General features: G+C 34.8%; 25 protein-coding genes and 3 pseudogenes. All 28 read left to right on the plus strand.

The window, feature by feature from the left end:
- Window positions 1-15: 15 nt before the first annotated feature.
- The 28 genes and pseudogenes from I567_RS10085 (at window position 16) to dnaI (ending at window position 25,674) form a co-directional block, all read left to right on the plus strand.
- Window positions 16-444, plus strand: coding sequence for a YlbF family regulator (locus I567_RS10085; protein WP_016252121.1), 429 nt, complete (start codon window positions 16-18; stop codon window positions 442-444).
- Window positions 437-784, plus strand: coding sequence for a YlbG family protein (locus tag I567_RS10090; RefSeq protein ID WP_016252122.1), 348 nt, complete (start codon window positions 437-439; stop codon window positions 782-784). The genes I567_RS10085 and I567_RS10090 overlap by 8 nt, the downstream gene beginning before the upstream one ends.
- An 8-nt stretch (window positions 785-792) precedes the next feature.
- The gene (gene rsmD / locus I567_RS10095) at window positions 793-1,356 is read left to right on the plus strand and encodes a 16S rRNA (guanine(966)-N(2))-methyltransferase RsmD (protein ID WP_016252123.1); all 564 of its coding nucleotides are present in this window, start codon (window positions 793-795) and stop codon (window positions 1,354-1,356) included.
- Window positions 1,349-1,840: a pantetheine-phosphate adenylyltransferase gene (gene coaD / locus I567_RS10100; protein WP_016252124.1), complete on the plus strand. Its 492-nt coding sequence runs from the start codon at window positions 1,349-1,351 to the stop codon at window positions 1,838-1,840. The genes rsmD and coaD overlap by 8 nt, the downstream gene beginning before the upstream one ends.
- On the plus strand, window positions 1,830-2,846 hold the full coding sequence (locus I567_RS10105) for a SepM family pheromone-processing serine protease (RefSeq protein WP_016252125.1): 1,017 nt from the start codon (window positions 1,830-1,832) through the stop codon (window positions 2,844-2,846). The genes coaD and I567_RS10105 overlap by 11 nt, the downstream gene beginning before the upstream one ends.
- Window positions 2,847-2,855: 9 nt before the next feature.
- Window positions 2,856-3,257: a DUF1149 family protein gene (locus I567_RS10110; protein ID WP_016252126.1), complete on the plus strand. Its 402-nt coding sequence runs from the start codon at window positions 2,856-2,858 to the stop codon at window positions 3,255-3,257.
- Between the two features lie 2 nt (window positions 3,258-3,259).
- Window positions 3,260-3,634, plus strand: coding sequence for a VOC family protein (locus I567_RS10115; RefSeq protein ID WP_016252127.1), 375 nt, complete (start codon window positions 3,260-3,262; stop codon window positions 3,632-3,634).
- 84 nt (window positions 3,635-3,718) lie between these two features.
- Window positions 3,719-4,100 (plus strand): annotated as a pseudogene (locus I567_RS13135) (Tex-like N-terminal domain-containing protein); the annotation flags it as partial.
- Between the two features lie 95 nt (window positions 4,101-4,195).
- A pseudogene (locus tag I567_RS10120) lies at window positions 4,196-5,887 on the plus strand (helix-hairpin-helix domain-containing protein); the annotation flags it as partial.
- On the plus strand, window positions 5,880-6,317 hold the full coding sequence (locus tag I567_RS10125) for a SprT family protein (RefSeq protein WP_018345352.1): 438 nt from the start codon (window positions 5,880-5,882) through the stop codon (window positions 6,315-6,317). The pseudogene I567_RS10120 and the gene I567_RS10125, both read left to right, overlap by 8 nt.
- Before the next feature lie 152 nt (window positions 6,318-6,469).
- Window positions 6,470-7,804, plus strand: a complete 1,335-nt coding sequence (gene murC, locus I567_RS10130; protein WP_016252130.1) for a UDP-N-acetylmuramate--L-alanine ligase — start codon at window positions 6,470-6,472, stop codon at window positions 7,802-7,804.
- Between the two features lie 284 nt (window positions 7,805-8,088).
- Window positions 8,089-8,172 (plus strand): annotated as a pseudogene (locus I567_RS13055) (MLS leader peptide); the annotation flags it as partial.
- Window positions 8,173-8,220: 48 nt separating this feature from the next.
- The gene (locus I567_RS10135; RefSeq protein WP_001814874.1) at window positions 8,221-8,304 is read left to right on the plus strand and encodes a 23S rRNA methyltransferase attenuation leader peptide; all 84 of its coding nucleotides are present in this window, start codon (window positions 8,221-8,223) and stop codon (window positions 8,302-8,304) included.
- A 124-nt stretch (window positions 8,305-8,428) separates the two neighbouring features.
- Window positions 8,429-9,166, plus strand: coding sequence for a 23S rRNA (adenine(2058)-N(6))-methyltransferase Erm(B) (erm(B), locus tag I567_RS10140; protein WP_001038795.1), 738 nt, complete (start codon window positions 8,429-8,431; stop codon window positions 9,164-9,166).
- A gap of 354 nt (window positions 9,167-9,520) precedes the next feature.
- Complete coding sequence (locus tag I567_RS10145) at window positions 9,521-10,075, plus strand: recombinase family protein (protein ID WP_000576156.1); 555 nt, start codon at window positions 9,521-9,523, stop codon at window positions 10,073-10,075.
- Window positions 10,076-10,078: 3 nt separating this feature from the next.
- Entirely contained in the window at window positions 10,079-12,997 is a 2,919-nt protein-coding gene (locus I567_RS10150; RefSeq protein ID WP_001240982.1) for a Tn3 family transposase, read from the plus strand.
- Between the two features lie 206 nt (window positions 12,998-13,203).
- Window positions 13,204-13,686 carry a MaoC/PaaZ C-terminal domain-containing protein gene (locus I567_RS10155; RefSeq protein WP_016252131.1) on the plus strand — a complete coding sequence of 161 codons (483 nt, stop codon included), beginning with the start codon at window positions 13,204-13,206 and terminating at the stop codon, window positions 13,684-13,686.
- A 25-nt stretch (window positions 13,687-13,711) separates the two neighbouring features.
- A complete protein-coding gene (locus tag I567_RS10160) occupies window positions 13,712-14,383 on the plus strand; it encodes a Bax inhibitor-1/YccA family protein (RefSeq protein ID WP_016252132.1) in 672 nt (223 codons plus the stop codon).
- 68 nt (window positions 14,384-14,451) lie between these two features.
- Complete coding sequence (locus I567_RS10165; protein WP_016252133.1) at window positions 14,452-15,006, plus strand: TetR-like C-terminal domain-containing protein; 555 nt, start codon at window positions 14,452-14,454, stop codon at window positions 15,004-15,006.
- A gap of 328 nt (window positions 15,007-15,334) precedes the next feature.
- Window positions 15,335-17,128 (plus strand): oleate hydratase, encoded by a 1,794-nt coding sequence (locus tag I567_RS10170; protein ID WP_197711235.1) that lies wholly within the window; start codon window positions 15,335-15,337, stop codon window positions 17,126-17,128.
- Window positions 17,129-17,486: 358 nt separating this feature from the next.
- Window positions 17,487-17,861: a MarR family winged helix-turn-helix transcriptional regulator gene (locus I567_RS10175; protein ID WP_016252135.1), complete on the plus strand. Its 375-nt coding sequence runs from the start codon at window positions 17,487-17,489 to the stop codon at window positions 17,859-17,861.
- 80 nt (window positions 17,862-17,941) lie between these two features.
- Window positions 17,942-20,587 (plus strand): DNA polymerase I, encoded by a 2,646-nt coding sequence (polA, locus tag I567_RS10180; RefSeq protein WP_016252136.1) that lies wholly within the window; start codon window positions 17,942-17,944, stop codon window positions 20,585-20,587.
- A gap of 8 nt (window positions 20,588-20,595) precedes the next feature.
- Complete coding sequence (gene mutM, locus I567_RS10185; RefSeq protein ID WP_016252137.1) at window positions 20,596-21,429, plus strand: DNA-formamidopyrimidine glycosylase; 834 nt, start codon at window positions 20,596-20,598, stop codon at window positions 21,427-21,429.
- Window positions 21,429-22,025 (plus strand): dephospho-CoA kinase, encoded by a 597-nt coding sequence (gene coaE, locus I567_RS10190; protein ID WP_016252138.1) that lies wholly within the window; start codon window positions 21,429-21,431, stop codon window positions 22,023-22,025. Before mutM ends, coaE begins: the two co-directional genes overlap by 1 nt.
- Before the next feature lie 16 nt (window positions 22,026-22,041).
- A complete protein-coding gene (locus tag I567_RS10195; protein WP_016252139.1) occupies window positions 22,042-22,776 on the plus strand; it encodes an NADPH-dependent oxidoreductase in 735 nt (244 codons plus the stop codon).
- Window positions 22,777-22,892: 116 nt separating this feature from the next.
- Entirely contained in the window at window positions 22,893-23,366 is a 474-nt protein-coding gene (gene nrdR, locus I567_RS10200; protein ID WP_016252140.1) for a transcriptional regulator NrdR, read from the plus strand.
- Window positions 23,367-23,377: 11 nt separating this feature from the next.
- Complete coding sequence (locus I567_RS10205; RefSeq protein WP_016252141.1) at window positions 23,378-24,748, plus strand: replication initiation and membrane attachment family protein; 1,371 nt, start codon at window positions 23,378-23,380, stop codon at window positions 24,746-24,748.
- Window positions 24,748-25,674, plus strand: a complete 927-nt coding sequence (gene dnaI, locus I567_RS10210) for a primosomal protein DnaI (protein WP_016252142.1) — start codon at window positions 24,748-24,750, stop codon at window positions 25,672-25,674. Before I567_RS10205 ends, dnaI begins: the two co-directional genes overlap by 1 nt.
- The last annotated feature ends 6 nt before the right edge of the window (window positions 25,675-25,680 follow it).

Genomic DNA, 25,680 nt, shown 5'->3' on the forward strand with positions numbered 1-25,680 from the left:
AAGGGGGAATTTTGTGTGATTATTAATGAGGAATTAATCGCATTAGATGAAAAAGTCGATGAATTGCTCGCTAATATTGTACATTCTGATACCTTTCAGCAATATATCAAAGCACAAGATGCCTTAAATCAAGATAACGATTTACAAAAGGATATTCTTGAATTTCAGCATAAAAAAAATCACTTTGAAGAAGTGGAACGTTTTGGTACTTATTTGCCAGAATATAAACAAATCCGTCGAGAATTACAACGTGCCAAGCGCAAGATGGATATGCAACCTCAAATGATTGCTTATCGTCAGTCTGAAACAGCTTTGCAAGGAATATTAGATGAAATTTGTCTTGAAATGAGTACAGTTATTTCTAATGATATTAAAGTTGACGCAGGAAATCCTTTTTTTATTCGTCAAAATCATCATGGGTGTGGAGGAAGTTGTCATGTCTGAAAATGAATCAGCATTTGAAATAACCAAAAGACGGGGGATTATTGTCTGGGTTTACTCACTTAGACAATTAAAAAGCTTAAAACGTTTTGGGTTAGTTCATTATATTTCTAAAAAATCGAAATATGTTTGTCTTTATGTAAACGAAGAGAAGGTAGAAGAAGTGATAAAAAGAATTGAGAAGCTACATTTTGTACGTCATGTTGAACCTTCTTATCGTCCGGATATTGAAATGAATTTTGCCGAACGAATTGGTACCCAAAAAGCGTATCAAGTCGATGACGATGGTTATGAAGTAGAAGAGTTAAATACAACCATTCGTTTAGCAGATGAGGTGTTTTAGGGGGAGTTATGCGAGTTATTTCTGGAAAATACCGCTCAAGAAGATTAAAAAGTTTGAGTGGTGATAATACTCGACCAACTACCGACAAAGTAAAAGAATCCATGTTTAATATGATTGGACCATACTTTGAAGGGGGCGTCGTTTTAGATTTATTTTCTGGCAGTGGTGCATTAGCGATTGAGGCAATCTCTCGAGGGTGTTCACATGCTTATTGTGTGGATCGAAATTTTTCAGCAATCAAAATTATTAAAGAAAATATTGCTCTCACGAAAGAAACAGAATTATTTTCGGTGATTAAAGCTGATGCCAATAAAGCGATTGAACGTTTTAGACAAGAAGGACTTCAATTTGATTATGTTTTTTTAGATCCACCTTATGCAAAACAAGAAATTGAAAAACAATTAGAAAGGCTTCAAGAATATACGCTTTTAAGCAAGGATGCCATCATCGTTTGCGAAACGGATCATCAGGTTGAATTAGCCGATGAAATTGGTCAACTAAAACAAGTTCGTAAACAAAGTTATGGCATTTGTAAAGTAACTATTTTTGAAATGGACAATAATCATGACTAAGAAAATTGCCTTGTTTCCAGGTAGTTTTGATCCATTAACATTAGGACACCTGGATACAATTGAAAGGGCGAGTCATTTATTTGATGAAGTGATTGTAGGTATATTTACGAATACTTCAAAACAATCTTTTTTTACAATCGAAGAAAAGGTTGACTTAATTCGTGAAGCATGCGCCTATCTTCCAAACGTACGAGTTATTGCTAAACAGGCTGATTTAACTGTTAATATTGCTCAGGAATTAGGAGCAAAATATCTGGTACGTGGCATTCGTAATATGAAAGATTATGAATACGAACATGAAATCATGGAAATGAACTATCATCTGGATGATACAATTGAAACAGTTTTCTTTTTAGCAAAGTCTAAGTACACCCATATCAGCTCTAGTTTAATTAAAGAAGTCGTTTATTTTGGTGGCGATGTCTCTGATTATTTACCTAAAAATATTGATGAGGCGATTCGGAGGAAACAAAATGAAAGCTAAAAGATTGAAAAAGATTGTCAGTATACTCGTTTTTCTAATTCTTTTGTTAGCTTTCTTCTTTTATCCTGTCAATCGTTATGTGGAAAAACCCGGTGGTATTGTAGATTTGAGTACGCTAGTCAAAATTAATAATCATAAAGATAAAGAAAAAGGTTCATTTTCACTGACTTATGTGACTTTCCAACAAGCGAGCTGCTATCAATTACTCAGATCACATTTTGAACCATACTGGGATGTTTTATCTTATGAACAAGTGCTGGGTGGCTCAACGAATCAAGAAAGCTATGATTTTTTACAAAACTATTATTTTGAGAATGCCCAACAAATGGCGGTATATAATGCCTTTAAAGCTGCCAACGAAAAAGCAACGATTCAATTTAAGGGGTTATACGTCTTAGATTTCGTGGATGGCTCAAAGGCAAAAAAACAACTAAAAGTGGGCGATATCATCACTCATGTTAATGGTCAAAAACTTGAGAACAGTCTTACTTTATTTCAATTTTTAAAGAACGAAAAACCTGGCAATCAACTAAAACTAACTGTTAAAAGAGGAAATAAAACATTAACTATGGACATCACGTTAATGAAAGATGACCAAAATCAAGCGAAGTTAGGAATTATTATTGGTAGTGATATTGATTTGAAAACAAGTCAAAAAGTCGCATTTGATGCAGAAGGGTTTGGTGGACCTTCTGCAGGTTTAATGTTTACGCTCGAAATTTATGAACAATTAACCAAAGAAAATATTCGCCATGGTCAAAAAATCGCCGGAACTGGTACGATGGATGAACTCGGCAATGTTGGCCAAATTGGTGGTATAGATAAAAAAATAGTGAGTGCTGATAAGGCTGGTGTTGAACTTTTCTTCGTACCAAAAGATCAACAAAAAGAAGATGACAATGAAAAAATCGCCAAAAAAGTAGCGAAACAAATTCATACAAAGATGAAGATTGTGCCTGTTGCTACCTTTAATGAGGCACTGACTTACTTAAAAAATCAGAAATGAGGAATCAAAATGGAAATTATGAGAGAATTACCGATTGTGGATGCTTACCACTTTGATAATAATGTAGAAGAAGGGGAACAAACACAAATCCAAGTTGCTTTTGTTCCACTAGCAGCTAACAACCCAGAATTTACAGAAAATAATACGCTATTAGGTGCTCAAGTGCAATATAAACTTGTGCTAGGTTCATTTAAAATTTCAGGTCAAATTCGTCAGGTTAATCATATTAAAGATCGTAAAATTACGTCTCCTGATGATTTATCGCATGAGGAATCTGAAGAATTAGTTGAACCAATATTTGATGTTTTACGACGTTTAACTTATGAAGTAACAGAAATTATCACTGATGAACCTGGTATCAACCTTGAATTTAATTCTGAGTTTGAAAGTGACAGACAACAAGGAGAGTAATAATGTTTACCAATCAAGCACAATTTGTTTTGTATGTTTCTGATGTGAAAAAGGCTGCAGATTTTTGGCAGTCAGTTGGCTTTGAGATTTTGACAATTGAAGAAATGGATGGCAGTTTAGTTGCTGAAATTACGCCTTGCAAGGGTAGTCCATTGACCTTCAGTTTGTATGATCGCCAATTTGTGGAAGAACATGCGCATCAAGTGAATACAAATGCACCGCAAATTATGTTTTTTGCAGAAGATATTGTAAAATTATATCAAAAGATGCAAGAAAATCAGGTGGAAGTCGGACAATTAATGCAACTAGATGAAAATCGTTATATCTTTAATTTTGTCGATTTAGAAGGCAATTATTTTGCAGTCACTGGCAATTAATTTGCGCTTGCTAATCCTTTCAAGAGTGAGCACAGTTTTGTGGTTCACTCTTTTTATTTAAAACGATATTAAAGGAGTATAAAAATGGAGCAATTTATTATTCAACAATTAGTGACAGAACTTGCACCAATTACTAAGGTACAGATTGAAGCTGTTTTAAATCTATTGGCTGATGGTGCAACAATTCCTTTTATTGCACGCTATCGAAAAGAAAAAACGGGCAGTCTAGATGAGGTGCAAATCAAAAATATTCAAGACCGCTATCAATATTTAGAAAATCTACAAAAACGTAAAGAAGAAATCATTGAAAATATTTCAAATCAAGGAAAACTAACAGAAGAATTGCGCGCAGAAATATTAGCTGCTAATGTTTTACAAAAACTTGAAGACTTATATCGTCCTTACAAACAAAAGAAAAGAACAAAAGCGACCATTGCTAAAGAAAATGGGTTAGAACCATTATCAGAAGCAGTATTTCAAAATCAAGATCAGGCTGTTTTGGAAAAGATGGCGCAATTAAGCACGAATGAAGCAGTACCTACGCTAGATGATGTGTGGAACGGTGTACATGAAATTTTGGCTGAAAAAATTGCGGATGAAGCAAAATATCGTGAATGGATTCGCAACTTTACCTATAAAAATGGTCAGTATACCTGCCAAGTAAAAGATGAGTCATTAGATGAAAGAAAAGTATATGAAATCTATTATGAATTTACCCAACCAATCAAATCTATGGTTTCACATCGTATCTTAGCGACCAATCGCGGTGAAAAAGAAGGCGTCTTAAAAGTTAATCTAGAAGTAGATACAAATAAAATCCATGAATATCTGGCTAAACATATTATTCCGAAAAAGGCCAATGAATGGGTTGTTGAAAAATTAACCACTGCTTATGAAGATGCCTATAAGCGTTTTATTCAGCCTGCTATTGAACGAGAAATCAGAAATGAACTGACAGCCAAAGCGGATGAACAAGCGATTGAAGTCTTTGGTGAAAATCTTAGAAATCTATTACTACAATCGCCATTAAAAGGAAAAGTTGTCATGGGATTTGATCCTGCTTATCGAACCGGTTGTAAATTAGCCATTATGGACCCAACTGGTAAGGTCTTAGCTATTGATGTGATTTATGCTACGATGGGCTCAGAAAAGCAATTAAAAGAAGCAGCTAAAAAGTTCATTCAATTAATTGAGGACTATCAAGTAGAAATGGTAGCAATCGGGAATGGAACAGCCTCAAGAGAATCTGAACAATTTGTTGCTGAACAATTGAAAAAAATCAATCGTAAAGTCTATTACATCATCGTAAATGAAGCAGGGGCCTCCGTTTATTCAGCCAGTGAAGTTGCCCGAGCAGAATTTCCAGATTTACAAGTTGAGCAAAGAAGTGCTGTAAGTATTGGTCGTCGTTTACAAGATCCATTAGCAGAATTAGTGAAAATCGATCCAAAGGCGGTGGGAGTTGGTCAATATCAGCATGATGTATCCCAAAAACAACTAGCGCAGCAATTAGACTTTGTAGTTGAGACCGTCGTTAACCAAGTCGGTGTCAATGTCAATACCGCTTCTAGCCAATTGCTTGCAAGAATCGCTGGTCTAAATAAGAAAACGGCACAAAATATTGTCAATTATCGGGAAGAAAATGGCGCATTTAGTCAAAGAAATCAATTGAAGAAAGTGCCACGTTTGGGTCCTAAAGCTTTTGAACAAGCAATTGGATTTTTACGTATTCCAAATGGGAAAAATATTCTTGATAATACACCAATTCACCCAGAAAGCTACCAGGCAACTAAGGATTTGCTTGATGCTTTGAATATTAATCTTACTATGCTTGATACACCGGAAGCAAAGAGTCAATTACAAAAAATAGATATCAAACAATTATCGGAAAAATTATCCATTGGTCGTGAAACCTTACAGGATATTATAGATTCCTTGCTTAAACCAGGTCGCGATTTGCGGGAAGATATGACAGCGCCTATTTTACGTTCGGATGTGTTATCAATTGAGGATTTAAAAGTTGGGATGAAGCTTCAAGGTACTGTGCGTAATGTGATAGATTTTGGAGCATTTGTCGATATTGGTGTGAAACAAGATGGCTTAGTGCATATTTCTAAACTAAGTGATCGTTTTGTTAAACATCCAAGTGAAGTCGTTGCAGTAGGAGATATTGTTCAAGTATGGATTACCAGTGTTGATACCCAAAAAGGTCGTATCGGCTTATCTATGCTTGCGAGTGACGGACATGAATAATCAAGAATTAACGCATCTTGTTCAACAAATTTCGCTTGAGTTTTTTAAAAGACCTTTCCTGCATTGCGTGCTATTTAATAAAAGATTGAAAACAACAGGTGGACGCTATCACTTGAACGATCATCATATTGATATCAATCCTTTACTTTTAAATGTAGATAAAGCAATATTATATGGTGTCATTAAACATGAATTGTGTCATTATCATCTGCATTTAGAAGGCAAAGGTTATCGCCATGCAGATCAAGACTTTAAAAAGCTATTACAAGCAGTAGGTGGATTACGCTATACACCAAGGTTACAACAGCCAAAATTCCACTATCAATGCATAGTTTGTCAGCAAGATTATTTCCGAATAAGATGTTTGGATGTGCGTAAATATGCATGTGGGAAGTGTGCTGGTCGTTTGAAATTAGCAAAAGACTATTAAAAAGCTTTTTAAAGTGCTGTGAAAAGAATTGATATTTCATGTGTTTTGTTAGATAATGAATTGTCTTTTCCCTTGTAATATCAATTATTTGACAAAAAACACGTGAAAGATTATAAAATTCCTATATTGAAAATACGAAAAGAGGCAACTGAATGATTAATAAAGATCAAATTTATCACTTTGTTGGGCTTAAAGGTTCTGGAATGAGCTCTTTAGCTTTAGTTCTTCATCAAAAAGGCTATCATGTCCAAGGTTCTGACGTGGAGCAATATTTCTTTACCCAACGTGATTTAGAAAAAGCAAACATTTTAATTTTGCCATTCAACGCTGATAATGTAAAAAAAGAATATATTGTGATTGCTGGGAACGCATTTCCTGATACTCATCCTGAAATCGCACGTGCTAAAGAAATTGGTGCTACTGTGATTCGTTATCATGATTTTATCGGTAAATTTATTGAACAATTTACAAGTATTGCCATTACGGGATCTCATGGAAAAACAAGCACAACTGGGTTACTTGCTCATGCAATGTCTGGTGTGGTACCTACAAGCTATTTAATTGGTGATGGTACTGGCCATGGTGAACCCGATGCTACTCATTTTGTTTTTGAAGCCTGTGAATATCGACGTCATTTCTTAGCCTATTCACCTGATTATGCGATTATGACGAATATTGATTTTGATCATCCAGACTATTATGAAAGTATTGAAGATGTGTTTACGGCTTTCCAAAGTTTAGCTCATCAAGTTAAAAAAGCGATTTTCGCTTATGGTGATGATGTCTATTTACGGAAATTACAAGCTGAAGTACCAATTTATTACTATGGTCTTAAAGATACCGATGATTTCCAAGCTAAAAATATTGAACGCACAACGACTGGTTCACAATTTGATGTGTATCACGGTACTGAATTTGTTGGTCATTTTGCTATTCCTGCTTTTGGTGAACATAATATTAAAAATGCGTTAGGTGTTATTGCAGTATGTTTTGTTGAAGGTTTTGATATGAAATTAATTGCTGATGAGTTAAAATCATTTGCAGGTGTCAAAAGACGTTTTAGTGAGAAGAAAGTGGCGGATATGACAATCGTGGATGATTATGCGCATCATCCAGCAGAAATTGCAGCTACGATTGATGGCGCGCGTCAAAAATATCCAGATAAGCAAATTGTCGCTGTCTTCCAACCACATACTTTTACACGTACAATTGCTTTACTTGACGAATTTGCTCAAGCACTTGATTTAGCTGATGAAGTTTACCTATGTGATATCTTTGGTTCAGCACGTGAAAAATCAGGTCAAGTAAGTATTGAAGACTTATCTGCAAAAGTGAAAAAAGGTGGAACAGTCTTAAAAGAAGAAAATATGTCCCCTTTATTAAATCATGAAGATAGCGTCATTATCTTTATGGGCGCAGGCGATGTACAAAAATTTGAAATCGCCTATGAAAACCTATTAAGCAAAACAACGAGAAATGTTTTATAAGGGGTCCCGAGCGCCTACGAGGAATTTGTATCGATAAGAAATAGATTTAAAAATTTCGCTGTTATTTTGTACATTTAACTTGACGGTGACATCTCTCTATTGTAAGTTATTAGTGGTACAGTTTTCAACCGTTTTAATTATAAAAAAGTGGTGCATTTTTAAATTGGCACAAACAGGTAACGGTTATTGCAGGTGTATTTCTTATCTATGGGTTTAACATGGATTTTATCATTAAAATCATGAGTATTGTCCGAGAGTGATTGGTCTTGCGTATGGTTAACCCTAAAGTTATGGAAATAAGACTTAGAAGCAAACTTAAGAGTGTGTTGATAGTGCATTATCTTAAAATTTTGTATAATAGGAATTGAAGTTAAATTAGATGCTAAAAATTTGTAATTAAGAAGGAGGGATTCGTCATGTTGGTATTCCAAATGCGTAATGTAGATAAAACATCTACCGTTTTGAAACAGACTAAAAACAGTGATTACGCAGATAAATAAATACGTTAGATTAATTCCTACCAGTGACTAATCTTATGACTTTTTAAACAGATAACTAAAATTACAAACAAATCGTTTAACTTCTGTATTTGTTTATAGATGTAATCACTTCAGGAGAGATTACATGAACAAAAATATAAAATATTCTCAAAACTTTTTAACGAGTGAAAAAGTACTCAACCAAATAATAAAACAATTGAATTTAAAAGAAACCGATACCGTTTACGAAATTGGAACAGGTAAAGGGCATTTAACGACGAAACTGGCTAAAATAAGTAAACAGGTAACGTCTATTGAATTAGACAGTCATCTATTCAACTTATCGTCAGAAAAATTAAAACTGAATACTCGTGTCACTTTAATTCACCAAGATATTCTACAGTTTCAATTCCCTAACAAACAGAGGTATAAAATTGTTGGGAATATTCCTTACCATTTAAGCACACAAATTATTAAAAAAGTGGTTTTTGAAAGCCGTGCGTCTGACATCTATCTGATTGTTGAAGAAGGATTCTACAAGCGTACCTTGGATATTCACCGAACACTAGGGTTGCTCTTGCACACTCAAGTCTCGATTCAGCAATTGCTTAAGCTGCCAGCGGAATGCTTTCATCCTAAACCAAAAGTAAACAGTGTCTTAATAAAACTTACCCGCCATACCACAGATGTTCCAGATAAATATTGGAAGCTATATACGTACTTTGTTTCAAAATGGGTCAATCGAGAATATCGTCAACTGTTTACTAAAAATCAGTTTCATCAAGCAATGAAACACGCCAAAGTAAACAATTTAAGTACCATTACTTATGAGCAAGTATTGTCTATTTTTAATAGTTATCTATTATTTAACGGGAGGAAATAATTCTATGAGTCGCTTTTTTAAATTTGGAAAGTTACACGTTACTAAAGGGAATGTAGATAAATTATTAGGTATACTACTGACAGCTTCCAAGGAGCTAAAGAGGTCCCTAGCGCCTACGGGGAATTTGTATCGATAAGGAATAGATTTAAAAATTTCGCTGTTATTTTGTACAATAAGGATAAATTTGAATGGTACCATAAACGACCGTTTATGGTACCTTTTCATTTTCCTGCTTTTTCTAAATGTTTTTTAAGTAAATCAAGTACCAAAATCCGTTCCTTTTTCATAGTTCCTATATAGTTATACTTAATGAGTTATGGTACATTTAAATTATAAAATTAAGGAGGTTTTTTTATGATTTTTGGCTATGCTCGAGTGAGTACGGATGATCAAAATCTTAGTTTACAAATTGATGCACTTACTCATTATGGAATTGATAAATTATTTCAAGAAAAAGTAACTGGTGCGAAAAAAGACCGACCGCAATTAGAAGAAATGATCAACCTACTACGTGAAGGAGATTCTGTTGTCATTTACAAGTTAGATCGAATTTCACGATCAACTAAACATTTGATTGAACTTTCTGAATTATTTGAAGAACTTAGTGTCAATTTTATATCTATTCAAGATAACGTAGATACTTCAACGTCTATGGGAAGATTCTTTTTCCGAGTTATGGCTAGTTTAGCAGAACTGGAACGGGATATTATTATTGAACGAACTAACTCTGGTCTTAAGGCAGCCAGAGTCCGAGGAAAAAAAGGGGGCCGTCCAAGTAAAGGTAAGCTATCAATTGATTTAGCTTTAAAAATGTATGACAGCAAAGAGTATTCTATTCGTCAAATTCTTGATGCCTCTAAATTAAGCAAAACAACCTTTTACCGTTACCTCAATAAAAGGAATGCTTAAGATATGGCTATGAAAAGAATTTTAACTACTTCACAGCGTGAACAACTTCTTTCTGTAGACCACTTATCAGAAGAGGATTTTAAAGCGTATTTTAGTTTTTCTGATTATGATCTGGAGGTTATTAATCAACACCGTGGAAAGGTCAATAAACTAGGATTTGCGATACAACTTTGTTTGGCCCGGTATCCTGGGTGTTCTTTAAGTAATTGGCCGATTAAATCAACCAGACTAACTTCTTATGTGAGTCGACAGCTCCATCTTGATGCAATTGATTTAAATTCATATGATCATAGAAATACACGTGCAAATCACTTCAACGAGATCTTAGAAGTATTCAACTATCATCGATTCGGTAGTGCTAATACACAAAAACAGTTAATAGAATATTTAATTGAACTAGCTTTAGAAAATGATGACTCTATCTATCTAATGAAAAAAACAATTGATTTCTTAACTCGAAAAAGAATTATTTTTCCATCTATAGCTACACTTGAAGACATTATAAGCCGCTGTCGAGATAAAGCAGAAAACAACTTATTTTCAATATTGCTCTGTTCATTAACAGATATACAAATTGAAAAACTAGAGAGTTTGTTTCAAATTTATGAAGAGACGAAAATAACTAAACTCGCTTGGCTAAAAGACATTCCAGGTAAGGCAAATCCAGAAAGCTTTATGAGTATTTGTAAAAAAGTGGAAGTGATTGCTTCCATGGGACTCGGGACAATTAATGTCTCCCATATTAATCGGAACAGGTTTCTTCAGCTAGCTAGACTAGGGGAAAATTATGATGCATATGACTTCTCCCGTTTTGAGCTTGAAAAAAGATACTCTTTACTTATTGCTTTTTTAGTCAATCATCATCAATATCTGATCGATCAACTGATTGAGATTAATGACCGCATTTTAGCAAGTATTAAACGCAAAGGGACACGTGATTCACAAGAACAGTTAAAAGAAAAAGGAAAATTGGCTACTAAAAAATTGGAACATTATGCTTCTTTAATTGATGCTCTTCACTTTGCAAAAGATAATGATAGTAATCCTTTTGACGAAATTGAACGAATCATGCCTTGGGAAGATTTAGTACAAGATGGAGAAGAAGCTAAAAAAATTACAGGTAATAAAAATCATGGCTATTTAGAAATGGTTCGAAATAAAGCTAATTACCTCCGAAGATACACGCCAATGTTATTGAGGACCCTTTCGTTCAAAGCAACTCCGGCAGCAAATCCAGTCCTCATGGCCCTAACTCAACTAACTGATTTACACAATAGTGGTAAAAGAAAAATACCGGCAGATACTTCTACTGATTTTGTGAGTAAAAAATGGAAAAGCCTTGTTCGGCCAGAAGAGGGGAAAATAGATCGGTCTTACTATGAGTTAGTAGCTTTCACCGAGCTAAAGAACAATATTCGATCAGGAGATATTTCAGTTGAAGGAAGTATGATCCATCGAAATATTGATGATTACTTAGTTGATTTATCTGCTTGTATTGATTCAGAAACTATTCCAGACACGTTTGAGGACTATTTAAAGGATCGGGAAATAATTTTAGATTTACAGCTTCAATTTTATTCGACAGTTGATAAGAGAATTTCAAGAGCAAACCTTAAAAAGTTGGAAAAAGTTACACCTAGCGAAGCAGAAATATATAGAAAAAAACTTTATTCAATAATTCCTAAGATAAGGCTTAGTGATCTTTTAATTGAGGTGGACAGTTGGACCAACTTTTCACAAGAATTTAGTCATGATTCTACAGGGAAACCGCCGAGTGAACAAGAAAGAAAAATTATTTTTGCTGCTTTGCTGGGTTTAGGGATGAATATTGGTCTTGAAAAAATGGCCCAATCAACTCCTGGAATTTCTTATTCTCAGTTAGCCAATGCCAAACAATGGCGCTTTTATAAAGAAGCTCTGACTCGTGCTCAATCTGTTTTGGTTAATTATCAGTTAAAGCTTCCTGTTGCAGACTTTTGGGGTGAAGGAAAAACCACTGCTTCAGACGGAATGCGCGTCCCAGTGGGCGTCTCAGCTCTAAAATCCGATGTTAATCCACATTACAAAAGTATGGAAAAAGGAGCTACAATGATTCGATCAATAAATGATAGGCATACGACTCATCATATCGAGGTTGCTTCAACTAATACAAGGGAAGCTACTCATACCCTTGATGGCCTACTTTATCATGAAACAGATCTAGATATTGAGGAACATTTTACTGATACAAATGGGTATTCTGATCAGGTGTTTGGAATGACCGCATTACTAGGCTTTGATTTTGAACCTCGCATCAGAAATATAAAAAAATCACAATTATTTTCTATCAAATCACCTTCCTACTACCCTAACTTATCAGAAGATATAAGCGGAAAAATCAATGTAAAAATTATTGAAGAAAACTATGATGAAATTAAACGAATCGCCTATTCGATTCAAACAGGAAAAGTATCTAGTTCTTTACTATTAGGAAAGCTAGGCTCATACGCACGTAAGAATAGAGTAGCTCTTGCACTGAGAGAACTAGGTCGCATTGAAAAGAGCATTTTTATGATAGATTATATTACAGATAGTGAGCTACGGCGAAGGATCACTCATGGACTAAATAAGACAGAAGCGATTAATGCTTTAGCTAGAGAACTATTTTTTGGGCGACGCGGAAAATTTATGGAGCGCGATATTCGCCGACAACTTCAAAGTGCTAGTGCGCTTAATGTGTTAATAAATGCAATAAGTATATGGAACGCCGTCTACTTACAAGCAGCTTATAATTATCTCGTCAAAATAGATCCCGAAGTAACTAAGTATATGAAGCATGTATCTCCTATTAATTGGGAGCATATCACTTTTCTTGGAGAGTATAAATTTGACTTGTTATCTATTCCTAAACACTTAAGAGAATTGAATATAAAAAATAAATAGGCCTTGAAACATTGGTTTAGTGGGAATTTGTACCCCTTATCGATACAAATTCCCACTAAGCGCTCGGGACCCCTATAAGAAAAATTTTTACCAGCTTGAGTTTGATTTTGAGCTGGTATTTTTTATTTTAAATTCAAGTATCAAACTTGCACTTTTCTCTAGATTTGATTAAAATAATTGTAATGAAATATTTGGAGGAATGAAATTTGAATATTGGTAAACCTAGAAAGCTTGGTAAAACAATTGAGGAGATAGAAGAGGGCGATTCGTTATCATTAACCGAATCTATCGAAGACCAGCAACTCTTACTATACTTAGGACTTACAAATGATGCGAATCCATTGTTTATTCAACATGACTATGCACAACAAACGGAATTTGAAAGACCAATCGTGCCTATGGTGATGTTAAGCGGCATTATTGCGAGTGCGATTTCTAAGCATTTGCCTGGTCCGGGATCACATATTGTGAATTTCTCAATGAATTTAATCGAGCCTATTTATCATTATGAAACTTTGACCTTTAATTTTGAGGTAATCAAGGTGGACAAGATGAAAAATGTCGTAACCATTTCTGTTGAAGGAAATAATCAAGAAGGTAATCGCGTACTCGATTCAGTCGTTATGGTTCAGCCGCCATTGATTATTCATCCAGATCTAGAAAATCAAGCGGAAATGGTTAATGAATAATAATTTATGAAATGAGGGTGAAATTATGAATCAGGAATTTACTACAACTACTGGATTAAATCGATTTTTTGCAAAAGTATATGGCATTTTTGGTGTAGGACTTGCCATTAGTGCACTTGCTGCTTATCTTTGTTCAACTGTTTTTGTCAATCAGTTTCTAGCTACTGTCAACCAAATGACTTTTATCTTATTTTGGGTTTTTGAAATTGTCTTGGTCTTAGTAATTGGTCGTCAAGCTTTTAAAAATCCAGCTTTGACGTTAGCCGGTTTTATTGTTTATTCACTATTAAATGGAGTGACGCTCTCTGTTACTTTATTGGTGTATGACTTTGGTACAGTGACGTCGGCATTTGCAGCTAGTTCTTTAACCTTTATTACAATGGCTGTCTTTGGTATCTTTACTAAGAGAGATTTATCCGGCATTGCACGTGCGTTATATTCTTTTTTAATTGGTGCATTGGTGGTCATCTTAGTCAATATTTTTATGCAAAGTAGTGCCGTTGACTATTTTATTTCTTTTGTACTTGTCATTATCTTTAGTGGTTTGACTGCTTATGATAATCAACGTATTCGTGAAGCTTATTTTAGCTATCAAATGGAAAATGATTTTGGTATTGCTACTTTTATGGCATTAAATCTATATCTTGACTTCATCAATTTATTCTTAGCATTTATTCGCATTTTTGCTAGGGATTAATATTTAGTCAATAAAAAATTTAAGCATCAAGACAATTTGTTTTGATGCTTTTTTTTTGGAGGGATAGGATGACGACTTCAACTAAATACCAGTTAGAAGCTGCCTTAAAAAAATATTTATTAAAGAAGCCATTAGATAAAATTACCATTCATGATTTAACCGAAGAATGCGGGATTAGTCGCATGGCTTTTTATTATCACTTTAAAGATATTTATGATTTAGTAGAATGGGCTTGTATAGAAGATGCCAAACGTGCGCTTAACGGGAAGAAAACGAAAGATACTTGGCAAGCAGGCCTACTAGATATCTTTGCTACGATTTATGAAAATAAGCCGTTTATCATGAATGCTTACCACTCCATTAATCGCGAGCAATTAGAAACGTTTCTATATCAGCGTACATTTGAATTACTTTATGATGTTGTCGAGTCACAAGTGAAAGATCATCAAATTTCAAAAAGTGATCAAGAATTCATCGCCCAATTTTACAAATATAGTTTTGTTGGTTTAGTTCTTGAATGGATTAATCAGGGAATGACTGCAGATTATCGTCCCTTAGCTGAAAAAATGATTACCTTAATGGAAGGGGCCATCGATACAGCCATCAACAAATTTGAAAAATAGCAAAAATTTTATCAATCTTGTTATATTGTAAACTATTTAGTTCAAAAAATTTTATCATTCAAGCTAAATTGTAAATGGTTTCTCTTTTTTAATCGCGTTATAATGAACTTGTGAAATGATTAGAAAAGAGGTCATGGATATGTCAAAAAAATTCAAACTTGGTCTTACTAGTGCCTTAATTGCAGGAAGTAGTGTGGCAGCTTATCAGTTAGCCAAAAAAAGACAAACAAACGTGACAAAAAATGCTGATGCCAAAAAAGCTGAAGCCAAACGACTAGCTGAATATCGTAATACTGAAAGAGGGCTAGATGGACGCAACAGCAAGGGTATTTATTATACAAGTGGGAACTATGAAGCTTTCGTCACTCCTGAAAAACCAAAAGGCATCGAAGAAAAACATGCTTATCTAGTTGGTAGTGGACTTGCCTCGTTAGCCGCTGCTTGTTTCTTGGTACGCGATGCCCAAATGCCTGGCGAAAATATCCATATTTTAGAAGCAATGGATATTGCTGGTGGTGCTTGTGACGGTATTTTAGATTCCACACGCGGTTATATTATGCGTGGTGGACGTGAAATGGAAAATCACTTTGAATGTTTATGGGATTTATTTAGAAGTGTTCCATCGCTTGAAAAACCAGGATTATCTGTATTGGATGAATATTATCGCTTAAACAAAGAAGATCCAAACTATTCTTTGTGCCGTGCAACAGAAAATCGTGGCCAAGATGCACATACAGATGGTAAGTTTAAGCTAAGTCAAGAAGGCATTATGCAAATTATGAAGCTCTTCTTCACAAAAGACGAAGATTTATATGACAAACGAATTGATGAAGTCTTTGATGATGAAGTCTTTAACTCTAATTTCTGGTTATATTGGCGTACGATGTTTGCGTTTGAAAATTGGCATTCAGCTTTAGAAATGAAATTATACTTCCAACGTTTCATTCATCACATTGCTGGTTTACCTGATTTTTCTGCTTTAAAATTTACGAAATACAATCAATATGAATCTTTAATTTTACCAATGCAAAAATACTTGGAAGATCATGGGGTGACTTTCCAATTCAATACGAAGGTAACTAATGTCGTCTTCAAATTTGAAAATGGTCAAAAGATTGCTTCACGTATTGAATGTTTAGTAAATGATGAAGCTCAAACAATTGAACTTACAACAGATGATTATGTATTTGTAACGAATGGAAGCTGTACAGAAAGCACGATTTATGGTAGTCAAGATCAAGTACCAACAGGAGACGCTGAAATTCGTGAAAGTGGTTGTTGGCAATTATGGAAAAATATTGCGAAACAAGATCCTAGTTTTGGCCATCCAGAAAAATTCTGCTCAGATATCTCTAAAACCAATTGGGAGTCCGCTACGATTACATTAAAAGATGATCGTATTATTCCTTATATTACCAATATTTGTAAACGCGATCCACGAACAGGAAAAGTGGTAACTGGTGGTATTGTCAGCTGTAAAGATTCTTCGTGGTTGTTAAGCTGGACCATTAATCGTCAAGGTCAATTCAAAGATCAACCAAAAGATGAAGTCTGTGTTTGGGTATATAGCTTATTTACTGATGTGAAAGGTGATTATATCCAAAAACCAATGAAAGAATGTACTGGTAAAGAAATTACAGAAGAATGGCTATATCATTTAGGTGTGCCTATTGAAATGATTAATGAATTAGCAACCAATCATGCAGTCTGTGTACCAACAATGATGCCTTATATTACAGCATTCTTCATGCCACGTGCCAAAGGGGACCGTCCTGATGTCATTCCTGATGGCTGTGTAAACTTTGCTTTCTTAGGTCAATTTGCTCAAACACCACGTGATACAATCTTTACTACAGAATACTCTGTTCGTACGGCAATGGAAGCTGTCTATGGTTTATTTGCTATTGAACGAGGTGTCCCTGAGGTTTGGGGTAGTGTCTATGATGTTCGTGCGCTATTAAATAGCAGTGTCTGCTTAATGGATGGTAAATCACCACTTGATATTGAATTACCATTTGGATTAAACGCTTTGAAGAAACCGATAATTAAGAAAGTTCAAGGGACCATTTTGGAAGACCTATTCCTTAAATACGGTGTATTGCGAAAGGATATGCTCGAATAAATAGTATAAACAAAAAAGCTTGGGGAAATATCTCCAAGCTTTTTTGTTTCATTTGCAAAAAGTTAACCTTATCATTCATTTGTTCGCGCAAACAAATATAACCTGAGAGAGGTATCAACAATTAAATATCATCATATTTTAATTTTAGGAGCTGCTGGACAAATCGCTCGAAAACTAACAACTAAGTTACTTTTAGAAAGTTTTAAAGATGCTGAAGTTTCACGTGAGGCTGTGGTTTAAGCAATTTATGATATTGTCACTGACGAAAATCAAGAAAAGTATACACGTAAAGGATTTGGAGTAGGGCGACCAAATATCCATTATGCAAAACCATCCTTTTATTAATGGAGGCAAAGCAATGATTGAGCAATGGATGAAATTACAAGCAATTCAAAGAGAAATCAATCAAGAATTATCTCAAGCCTTAAAGACGATTCCTGAAGCCATCTTATTGGACGAATTATATTTTTTGAATCAATCTCAAGGTCAAAGTTTAACAGTGAGTGATTTAAGTAAGAAAATTGGTTTAAGTATTAGTGCAACTTCCAGAATGCTCGTGAAATTTGAAGAAAGTTGTCGCGTAATTGAGCGAAAAGCAGGCGAAGATAAACGAGAAGTACAGGTTATCTTGACTGATAAAGGCAAAGATTTATTAAGTGAAGGAGTTAGCCTAATTGAAGACGTCTTATCACATTATCAATTAAATAAAATGGAAATAATTATCGAAAAATAAGTAAAATCACACTACAAGAATTTCATTTTCTGCTACAATAGGAAAGGAAGAAATGAATAACAATTAAAAGAGGTGTGATTGTGAGTCAGAAAAAAATTCTTTTAGTCGATGGCAATAGTGTGGCATTTCGAGCATTTTATGCGCTATATAATGTCATGGATAATTTTAAAAATGCAGATGGCTTATATACAAATGCAATTTTTACTTTCAAAAACATGTTTGAAAAGATCTTATTACAAGAACAACCAACCCATGCTTTAGTGGCTTTTGACGCTGGCAAGACGACATTTCGAACGGAGATTTTTAAAGATTATAAAGCTGGACGTGCCAAAACGCCAAGTGAATTTAGAGAACAAATGCCTTTCATTAGACAGCTAATTCATGGATTTGGTGTCAAAGAATACGAGCTTCCTAACTATGAAGCGGATGATATTATCGGCACCTTAGCGACAAAAGCTAGTCATGAAGGATTTGATGTCATTGTTGTTTCTGGAGATCGTGACTTAACACAGTTAGCAAGTGACAAGATTACGGTGTACATTACCGTCAAAGGAATGACAGAGTTAGAAATTTGTACCCCCGCTTTTATCGCCGAAAAATATGATGGCCTTACACCAAAGCAAATTATTGACTTAAAGGGGCTAGCAGGTGATAAATCCGATAACTTACCTGGTGTTACTAAAGTTGGTGAAAAAACAGCGATTAAATTATTAAAACAATATGAGTCTATTGAAGGCATTTATGAACATATTGACGAATTTAAGCCAAGTAAGATGAAGGAAAACTTGATCAATGATAAAGAACAAGCCTTCATGTCTAAACAATTAGCGACCATTAATGTGCAAGCACCGGTTGAGATTACTTTGGCAGATTTAGCTTATCAAGGTATGAATGAAAACGAGTTAATTGAACTCTATCGAAAATTAAATTTTCAATCATTTTTAGATAAGATGAATGTGGTCATGGATGATCATGAAATGGAAGAAATCACTTATGAATACATTCAAGAATGGCCAAATGATTTACCAGAAGCTGAAAAGTTAGCATTATATGTTGAAATGCTTGGGGAAAATTATCATTTAGAAGATATTGTGGGATTTGCCTTTGGTACTTCAGAAAAAATCTATGTGAGTGATAATCTTGATATTTTAAGTAGCCCAGAATTTATTGATTATGTGCAAAAGGCTGAGCAATTGATTACTTTTGACATGAAGTGCCAAAAAATTGCGCTATCACGATTTGGGGCAAAGAATGTTTCGTTTACTTTTGATACTTTATTGGCTGCCTATTTATTGGATACCACCGATAATAGTAGTGATATTAGCAGTGTGGCCCATAATTATGGTTTGACAGAAATTTTAAGTGATGAGCAAGTTTATGGTAAAGGTGCGAAAAAAGGACTGCCTACTCATCCAGATGAATTTTATGAACATTTAGCTCGTAAAATCGACACCTTACATCGTTTAGTGCCTATTTTAACGAAAGAGTTGGAAAATAAAAATCAATGGCAACTATTCACCGATATGGAGATGCCATTAGCCGATGTTTTAGCCAAAATGGAAATGACCGGTATCAGTGTCGACCCTTTAAGATTACAGCAAATGAAACAAGATTTTGCTGTTCGTTTAGCTGAAATTGAACAAAAAATTTATGACTATGCAGGTAAAGAATTTAATATTAATTCTCCAAAACAATTAGGCGTGATTTTATTTGAAGAATTAAGTTTACCGGTCATTAAGAAAACGAAGACTGGTTATTCTACGGCTGTCGATGTGTTGGAACAGTTAAAATCAGCGCATCCCATAATCGAGCAAATATTAAGTTATCGACAATTAGCTAAATTACAATCAACTTATATTGAAGGTTTGCTTAAAGTGATTCAATTAGACGGAAAGATTCATACGCGCTATATTCAGACTTTAACGCAAACAGGTCGCTTAAGTTCCGTCGATCCTAATCTACAAAATATTCCAATCCGCTTAGAAGAAGGGCGAAAAATACGTCAAGCCTTTGTACCTAGTCATGAAGATTGGGTTATGTATTCATCCGATTATTCACAAATTGAATTACGTGTACTCGCACATATTTCTGATGATGAACACTTAAAAGAGGCATTTATCCATGGTCAAGATATTCATACTTCTACTGCTATGCGGGTTTTTGGTATTGATGATCCTAGTAAAGTAACAAGCAATATGCGCCGGGATGCTAAAGCGGTAAACTTTGGTATTGTCTATGGTATTTCTGATTTTGGCCTATCTCAAAACTTGGGTATTTCGAGACAAGCTGCGAAAAAATATATTGATACGTATTTTGAACGCTATCCGAATGTTAAAAAATATATGCAAGATATCGTCGCAAAGGCTAAAGAAGATGGTTATGTTGAAACATTATATCATCGTCGTCGTTATTTACCTGATATCCATGCTAAAAACTTTAATGTGCGTTCATTTGCTGAAAGAACTGCCATTAATTCCCCAATTCAAGGAACGGCAGCGGATATTCTAAAGATGGCAATGATTGAACTAGATAAACGATTGCAAGCAAGTAATATCCAAACGAATATGCTCCTTCAAGTCCACGATGAATTGGTATTTGAAGTGAAAAGAGATCAAGTCGAGCAACTAGACGCCTTAGTAAAAGAAGTGATGGAACACGTGGTAGACCTTCATGTACCCTTGATTACGGATAGTAGTTGGGGAGACACTTGGTATGATGCAAAGTAGGTGAGAATATGCCAGAATTACCAGAAGTAGAAACCGTTCGTAAAGGGTTAAGTCAATTAGTAATTGGCAAAACGATATCCAAGGTAGAAGTCTTTTGGCCAAAAATTATTGAACAATTATCTCCAAGCGATTTCAATCACCGTGTTAGCAATCAGACCATTCATGAAATCAAACGCAGAGGGAAGTTTTTAATTTTTTGTTTGGATCAAGATGTCATTATTTCACATTTACGCATGGAAGGTAAGTATCATTATTTTCCAGAGGTAACAAAGCCAAATAAGCATGTCCATGTAGTATTCACCTTTTCAGATGGTAGTCAATTACATTATCAAGATGTGCGTAAATTTGGTCGTATGTGTGCGTATCATAAAAATCACGTGGAAGAATATCCTGGAATTGCCAAATTGGGTCCAGAACCATTTAACGAAACTTTTGACTTGAAAACATTTCAACAACAGTTAAAAAAATCTAGCAAAGCGATAAAGCCCCTGTTACTTGATCAAAAATTAGTAACAGGATTGGGAAATATATATGTAGATGAAGCACTTTGGCAAGCAAAAATTCATCCCGAAACCCCCGCTAATGAATTGAAGCCTAAAGAAATAAAAGAGTTGCACCGAGCGATTATTGAAGTGTTAGATAAGGCTATTCAAGCGGGAGGGACAACGATTCGCAGCTATGTCAATGCTTTAGGCGATGCTGGGAATTTCCAAGTTGAATTAAATGCCTATGGTCAAGAAGGATTACCCTGTCCGCGATGTGGCTCGCCCATTCAAAAAATAAAAGTTGCGCAACGTGGCACGCATTTTTGTCCAAAGTGTCAAAAGAAAAGAGGAAAATAATGGCTTTTGTATTAGGAATCACTGGCGGTATTGCTACGGGAAAAAGTAGTGTCGTTCAACATTTTATCGATCTTGGCTTTCCTGTAGTTGATGCTGATATTATTGCGCGTCATCTATTAGATCAAAATGAACAAGCCTACAATGAGGTAGTGAATGTATTTGGCTCAGAAATCTTACAAGAAAATGGCGAAATTAACCGTCAAGCATTAGGCGCGCTTGTTTTCAATCATCCAGATAAATTAAAGCAACTAGATGAATTAATGGCGCCCTTTTTGCAAGAAAGTATCCTTGCAGCAATCAAACAAGCAAGCCAAAACCAAAATTTAGTAATCGTTGATGTGCCCTTGATGTATGAAAAAGGGTATGATGAATGGATGGATCAAGTTGCTGTGGTTTACTGTACACCGAATCAGCAATTAAAACGTCTGATGCAAAGGAACCAATTGACAGAAAAAGAAGCGAAACAGCGTATTGATAGTCAACTACCCATAGAAATGAAAAAATTATTGGCTGAAGTCGTATTTGATAATTCCAATGATTTAACACAAACGATACAACAAGTGGATACTTGGTTAAGCAATCGAAAATATATTTGAAAAAGAGGAAAATTTAGTGAATGAAATGATAGAATTACTGCAAAATCATGTTTCTGTTAGAGATTATGCGAATCGTTTAGTCAGTGAAGAAATTAAAAATGAATTAGTGAAAAGTGCCCAGAGTGCTTCTACTTCAAATTTCGTCCAAGCTTATTCTATCATCGAAATGAAAGATCCAAAAGTGAAGGATGAATTGGCTGAAATCACGCAGTTTTCAGGACATTTGGCAAATGCGCCGGTGGTTTATGTTTTTGTAGCTGACCTTTATCGTCACGCTGTTCAATTAAAGAAAAATGATGTTCCTTTAGATGGTTTAAGAAATATGGAATCAATGGTTGTTTCAATGGTTGATGCGACTTTGGCTGCTCAAAATATGGCCATTGCTGCTGAAAGTTTTGATTTAGGTATTTGCTATATTGGTGGCATTCGCAATGATTTATATCGCGTGAAGGAATTATTGCATCTTCCTGAATTAACTGTTCCGTTATTTGCGATGACAATTGGTTACCCTGCAAGTAAAAATGATATGAAACCATGTATGCCACTAGAAAATGTGCTCGCTACAGATACTTATCAAACATCACTGACTGATCTAACTAATTATGATGAACAAATCCGTAGTTATTACCAAAATCGTAATAATCAACAGGCTGATACGACATGGACGCAAAAAAATGTCGACTTCTTCAGCATAGTTAGACGACCAGAATTTGCGCAATTTTTACTAGACCAAGGTTTTACTTTAAAATAAACTTATTTGCAATCTAATAAGCGAGAATTCCGTTTATTAGATTGCTTTTTTTACACACTTTTTAAGCGAAACATGTTATAATTTAATCAAATCAGAAAATAGATGAGGTGAATAATATGCAATGTCCAAAATGTCATCACCAAAATTCCCGAGTTGTTGATAGTCGTCAAGCTGATGATGGTCGGGCGATTCGACGTAGAAGAGAATGTGAAAATTGTGATCAACGTTTTACCACTTTTGAAAGAATAGAAGAAGCACCTTTATTAGTCATCAAAAAAAATGGGGTACGTGAAGAATTTAACCGTGAAAAAATATTAAGAGGAATTATTCGTTCGGCTGAAAAGCGACCAGTAGGCATGGAACAAATGGAAAAAATTGTCGATCACGTTGAACGTCGTGTACGTGAAAAAGGTGTGACTGAAATTTCAAGTAATATTATTGGCGAATACGTGATGGAAGATTTAGCCAAAATCGATGAAATTTCTTACATTCGTTTTGCAAGCGTCTATCGTCAATTTAAGGATATGTCTGTCTTTTTAGAAGAATTACAACAAATTGTCGAAAAGGCTAAAGGGAAGAAAGAGGAATAAGGAGGATTATCGTGGCACTTTTACCTAATGATAGTTACCAAGTTTATTGTAAAAAAACCATCAATGCGGATGAGTGGGCCAGTTTAACTAGTCTATACCAACCAATTATTGGCAGTTTTGCAACAAATTTATATCAAACACTTTTATTACAAGCACAATATGAATCAGATGACGCCTTTTTACATCTAGATTTATGTAATACACTTGATTTAGGGATTAGTCATTTAGAAAGTGTACGCGAAAAATTAGAAGGCATTGGTTTGCTTAAAGTTTATCGCAAGGAAGAGGAATTTCAGACTGTCCAATACTTTTATGAAATCATCATGCCAATGTTGGCCAACCAATTTTTAAAAGATGAGGTTTTAAGTTTTTTACTTTTAGAAAAAATTGGTGAGCTTAATTACCAAAGATTAGTGACACGCTTTACGAAACATACATTGTCGACAGCAGGTTTTAAAGAAGTAACGAAAAGTTTTAAAGAAGTTTACACCTTTGACCAACAAAAACTTTCGCATACATTAGGTGAGTTACAGAAAAACAAAGAAAAACTTGATTCACAAGTAAATAACCCAAATTTTGAACAACTAGCCTTAAAAGATGTAGCAATAGATTGGCAATTTTTATTTGATTTAGCTGCTAAAAAATTTATACAGCGAAAAAATATTACTGAAGAGATTTGTCGTAAATTAGCTTTATTTCATTCGCTTTATGGTTATGACGAGCTAGCCTTGGTAGATTTATTGGCGCAGTCGGTCAATTTTTCGACTAGCGAAATTGATGAAAAAGCGCTTGAGCATGAAGCACTTGTAAGAGAACAAGTTTCAAATACTGCAACGATACTTCCAGAAACTGATGATAACCAGTTACGCAAAGAGAGATTTTTAAAACAAGGATTTACGCAAGCGGACTGGGAATTGATCCTTCAGTGTGAAGAGTATTATCCGATTGAGTATTTACGTGAAATAAAGCAATTTAAAAATAGTTTTTCATCTAAACAAGAGGAATGGTTGGTTCGTGAATTAGTGGAGCGCAGTCCGTTAAGTAATCCAGTGATCAATTTTTTAATTAATTATCTCTTAATCGTCCAAAATCGCACCAATTTGCCAGCCCAATTAACAAGTACAATTGCAGCAGATTGGTCAGAAAAAAAGATTTTGCTTCCAGAACAAGCAATGATTCATGTGCGCAAAATTGTAGATGAAAGCAAAGATAAACAACGGAATCAACAAGCAAATCGCAAGGGGCAAAATTATCGTAATGTGCGTACCGAGCAAGTCCCTGAATGGATGAAAAATCCGCCAGAGGAAGTTAAAAATCCAGAAAGTACAGCAGCTGCCAAAAAAGCACTCGATGCACTGTTAAACAAAGAAGGTGATCAATAATGGAAGATGTGGGTAAAAATTTAAAACAAATACTTCAAAAGCGAAATTATTTTCAAGAATATCAGCAAATGGTCAAACAAATCAATGAAAATCCTGATGTTCAGCGTTTCTTGAACCAACACCAAGCAGAACTCACACAAGCAGATATTGAAAAAAGTTATAGTCAGCTTTATGAATATATCCAACAGAAAGAAAAATTCTTGGCTAATGATCCCACGATGATTGCGCCGGGGTATGAGCCTAAATTGCAAATTTCACATCATGTTATTGAGGTTACTTATTCTCCTACACCTGAATTATTGAAACGTAAACAACTACAACAGGTAAATGAACGTATCAAAACCTTTTATCTGCCTAAAATGTTACGTGAAGCTTCATTGGCCTCATTTGAAATTACTGATGGTCGTAGCCAAGCAATACAACAAGCTGCCCATTTCATCCAACAATATGAACAAAAACAATCTACTTTTGTTAAGGGATTATATTTAGTAGGCAACTTTGGTGTAGGTAAAACTTATCTTTTAGGAGCAATTGCCAAAAAGTTAGCAGAAGATGGCTATGATAGCACCTTAATTCATTTTCCAACTTTTGCGGTAGAGATGAAACAAGCGATTGGTAAAGATACCATGATTCAGTTATTAAATGAGATTAAGACTGCACCGATTTTGATGATTGATGACATAGGAGCCGATGCCATGAGTAGTTGGATTCGAGATGATGTCCTTGGGGTTATCTTACAATATCGTATGCAGGAAATGTTACCAACCTTTTTCAGTTCTAACTTTACGATGAAAGAGTTAGAAAGACATTTAACAGTAACACAAAAGGGCGATCAAGAACCAATTAAAGCGATGCGTATCATGGAACGTATTGCCTATTTGTCTCAAGAAATTATGATGATTGGCCAAAATCGTCGCAATCCATAAATGTGA

The sequence above is a fragment of the Enterococcus cecorum DSM 20682 = ATCC 43198 genome (assembly GCF_000407565.1).
GTDB classification, from domain to species: domain Bacteria; phylum Bacillota; class Bacilli; order Lactobacillales; family Enterococcaceae; genus Enterococcus_E; species Enterococcus_E cecorum.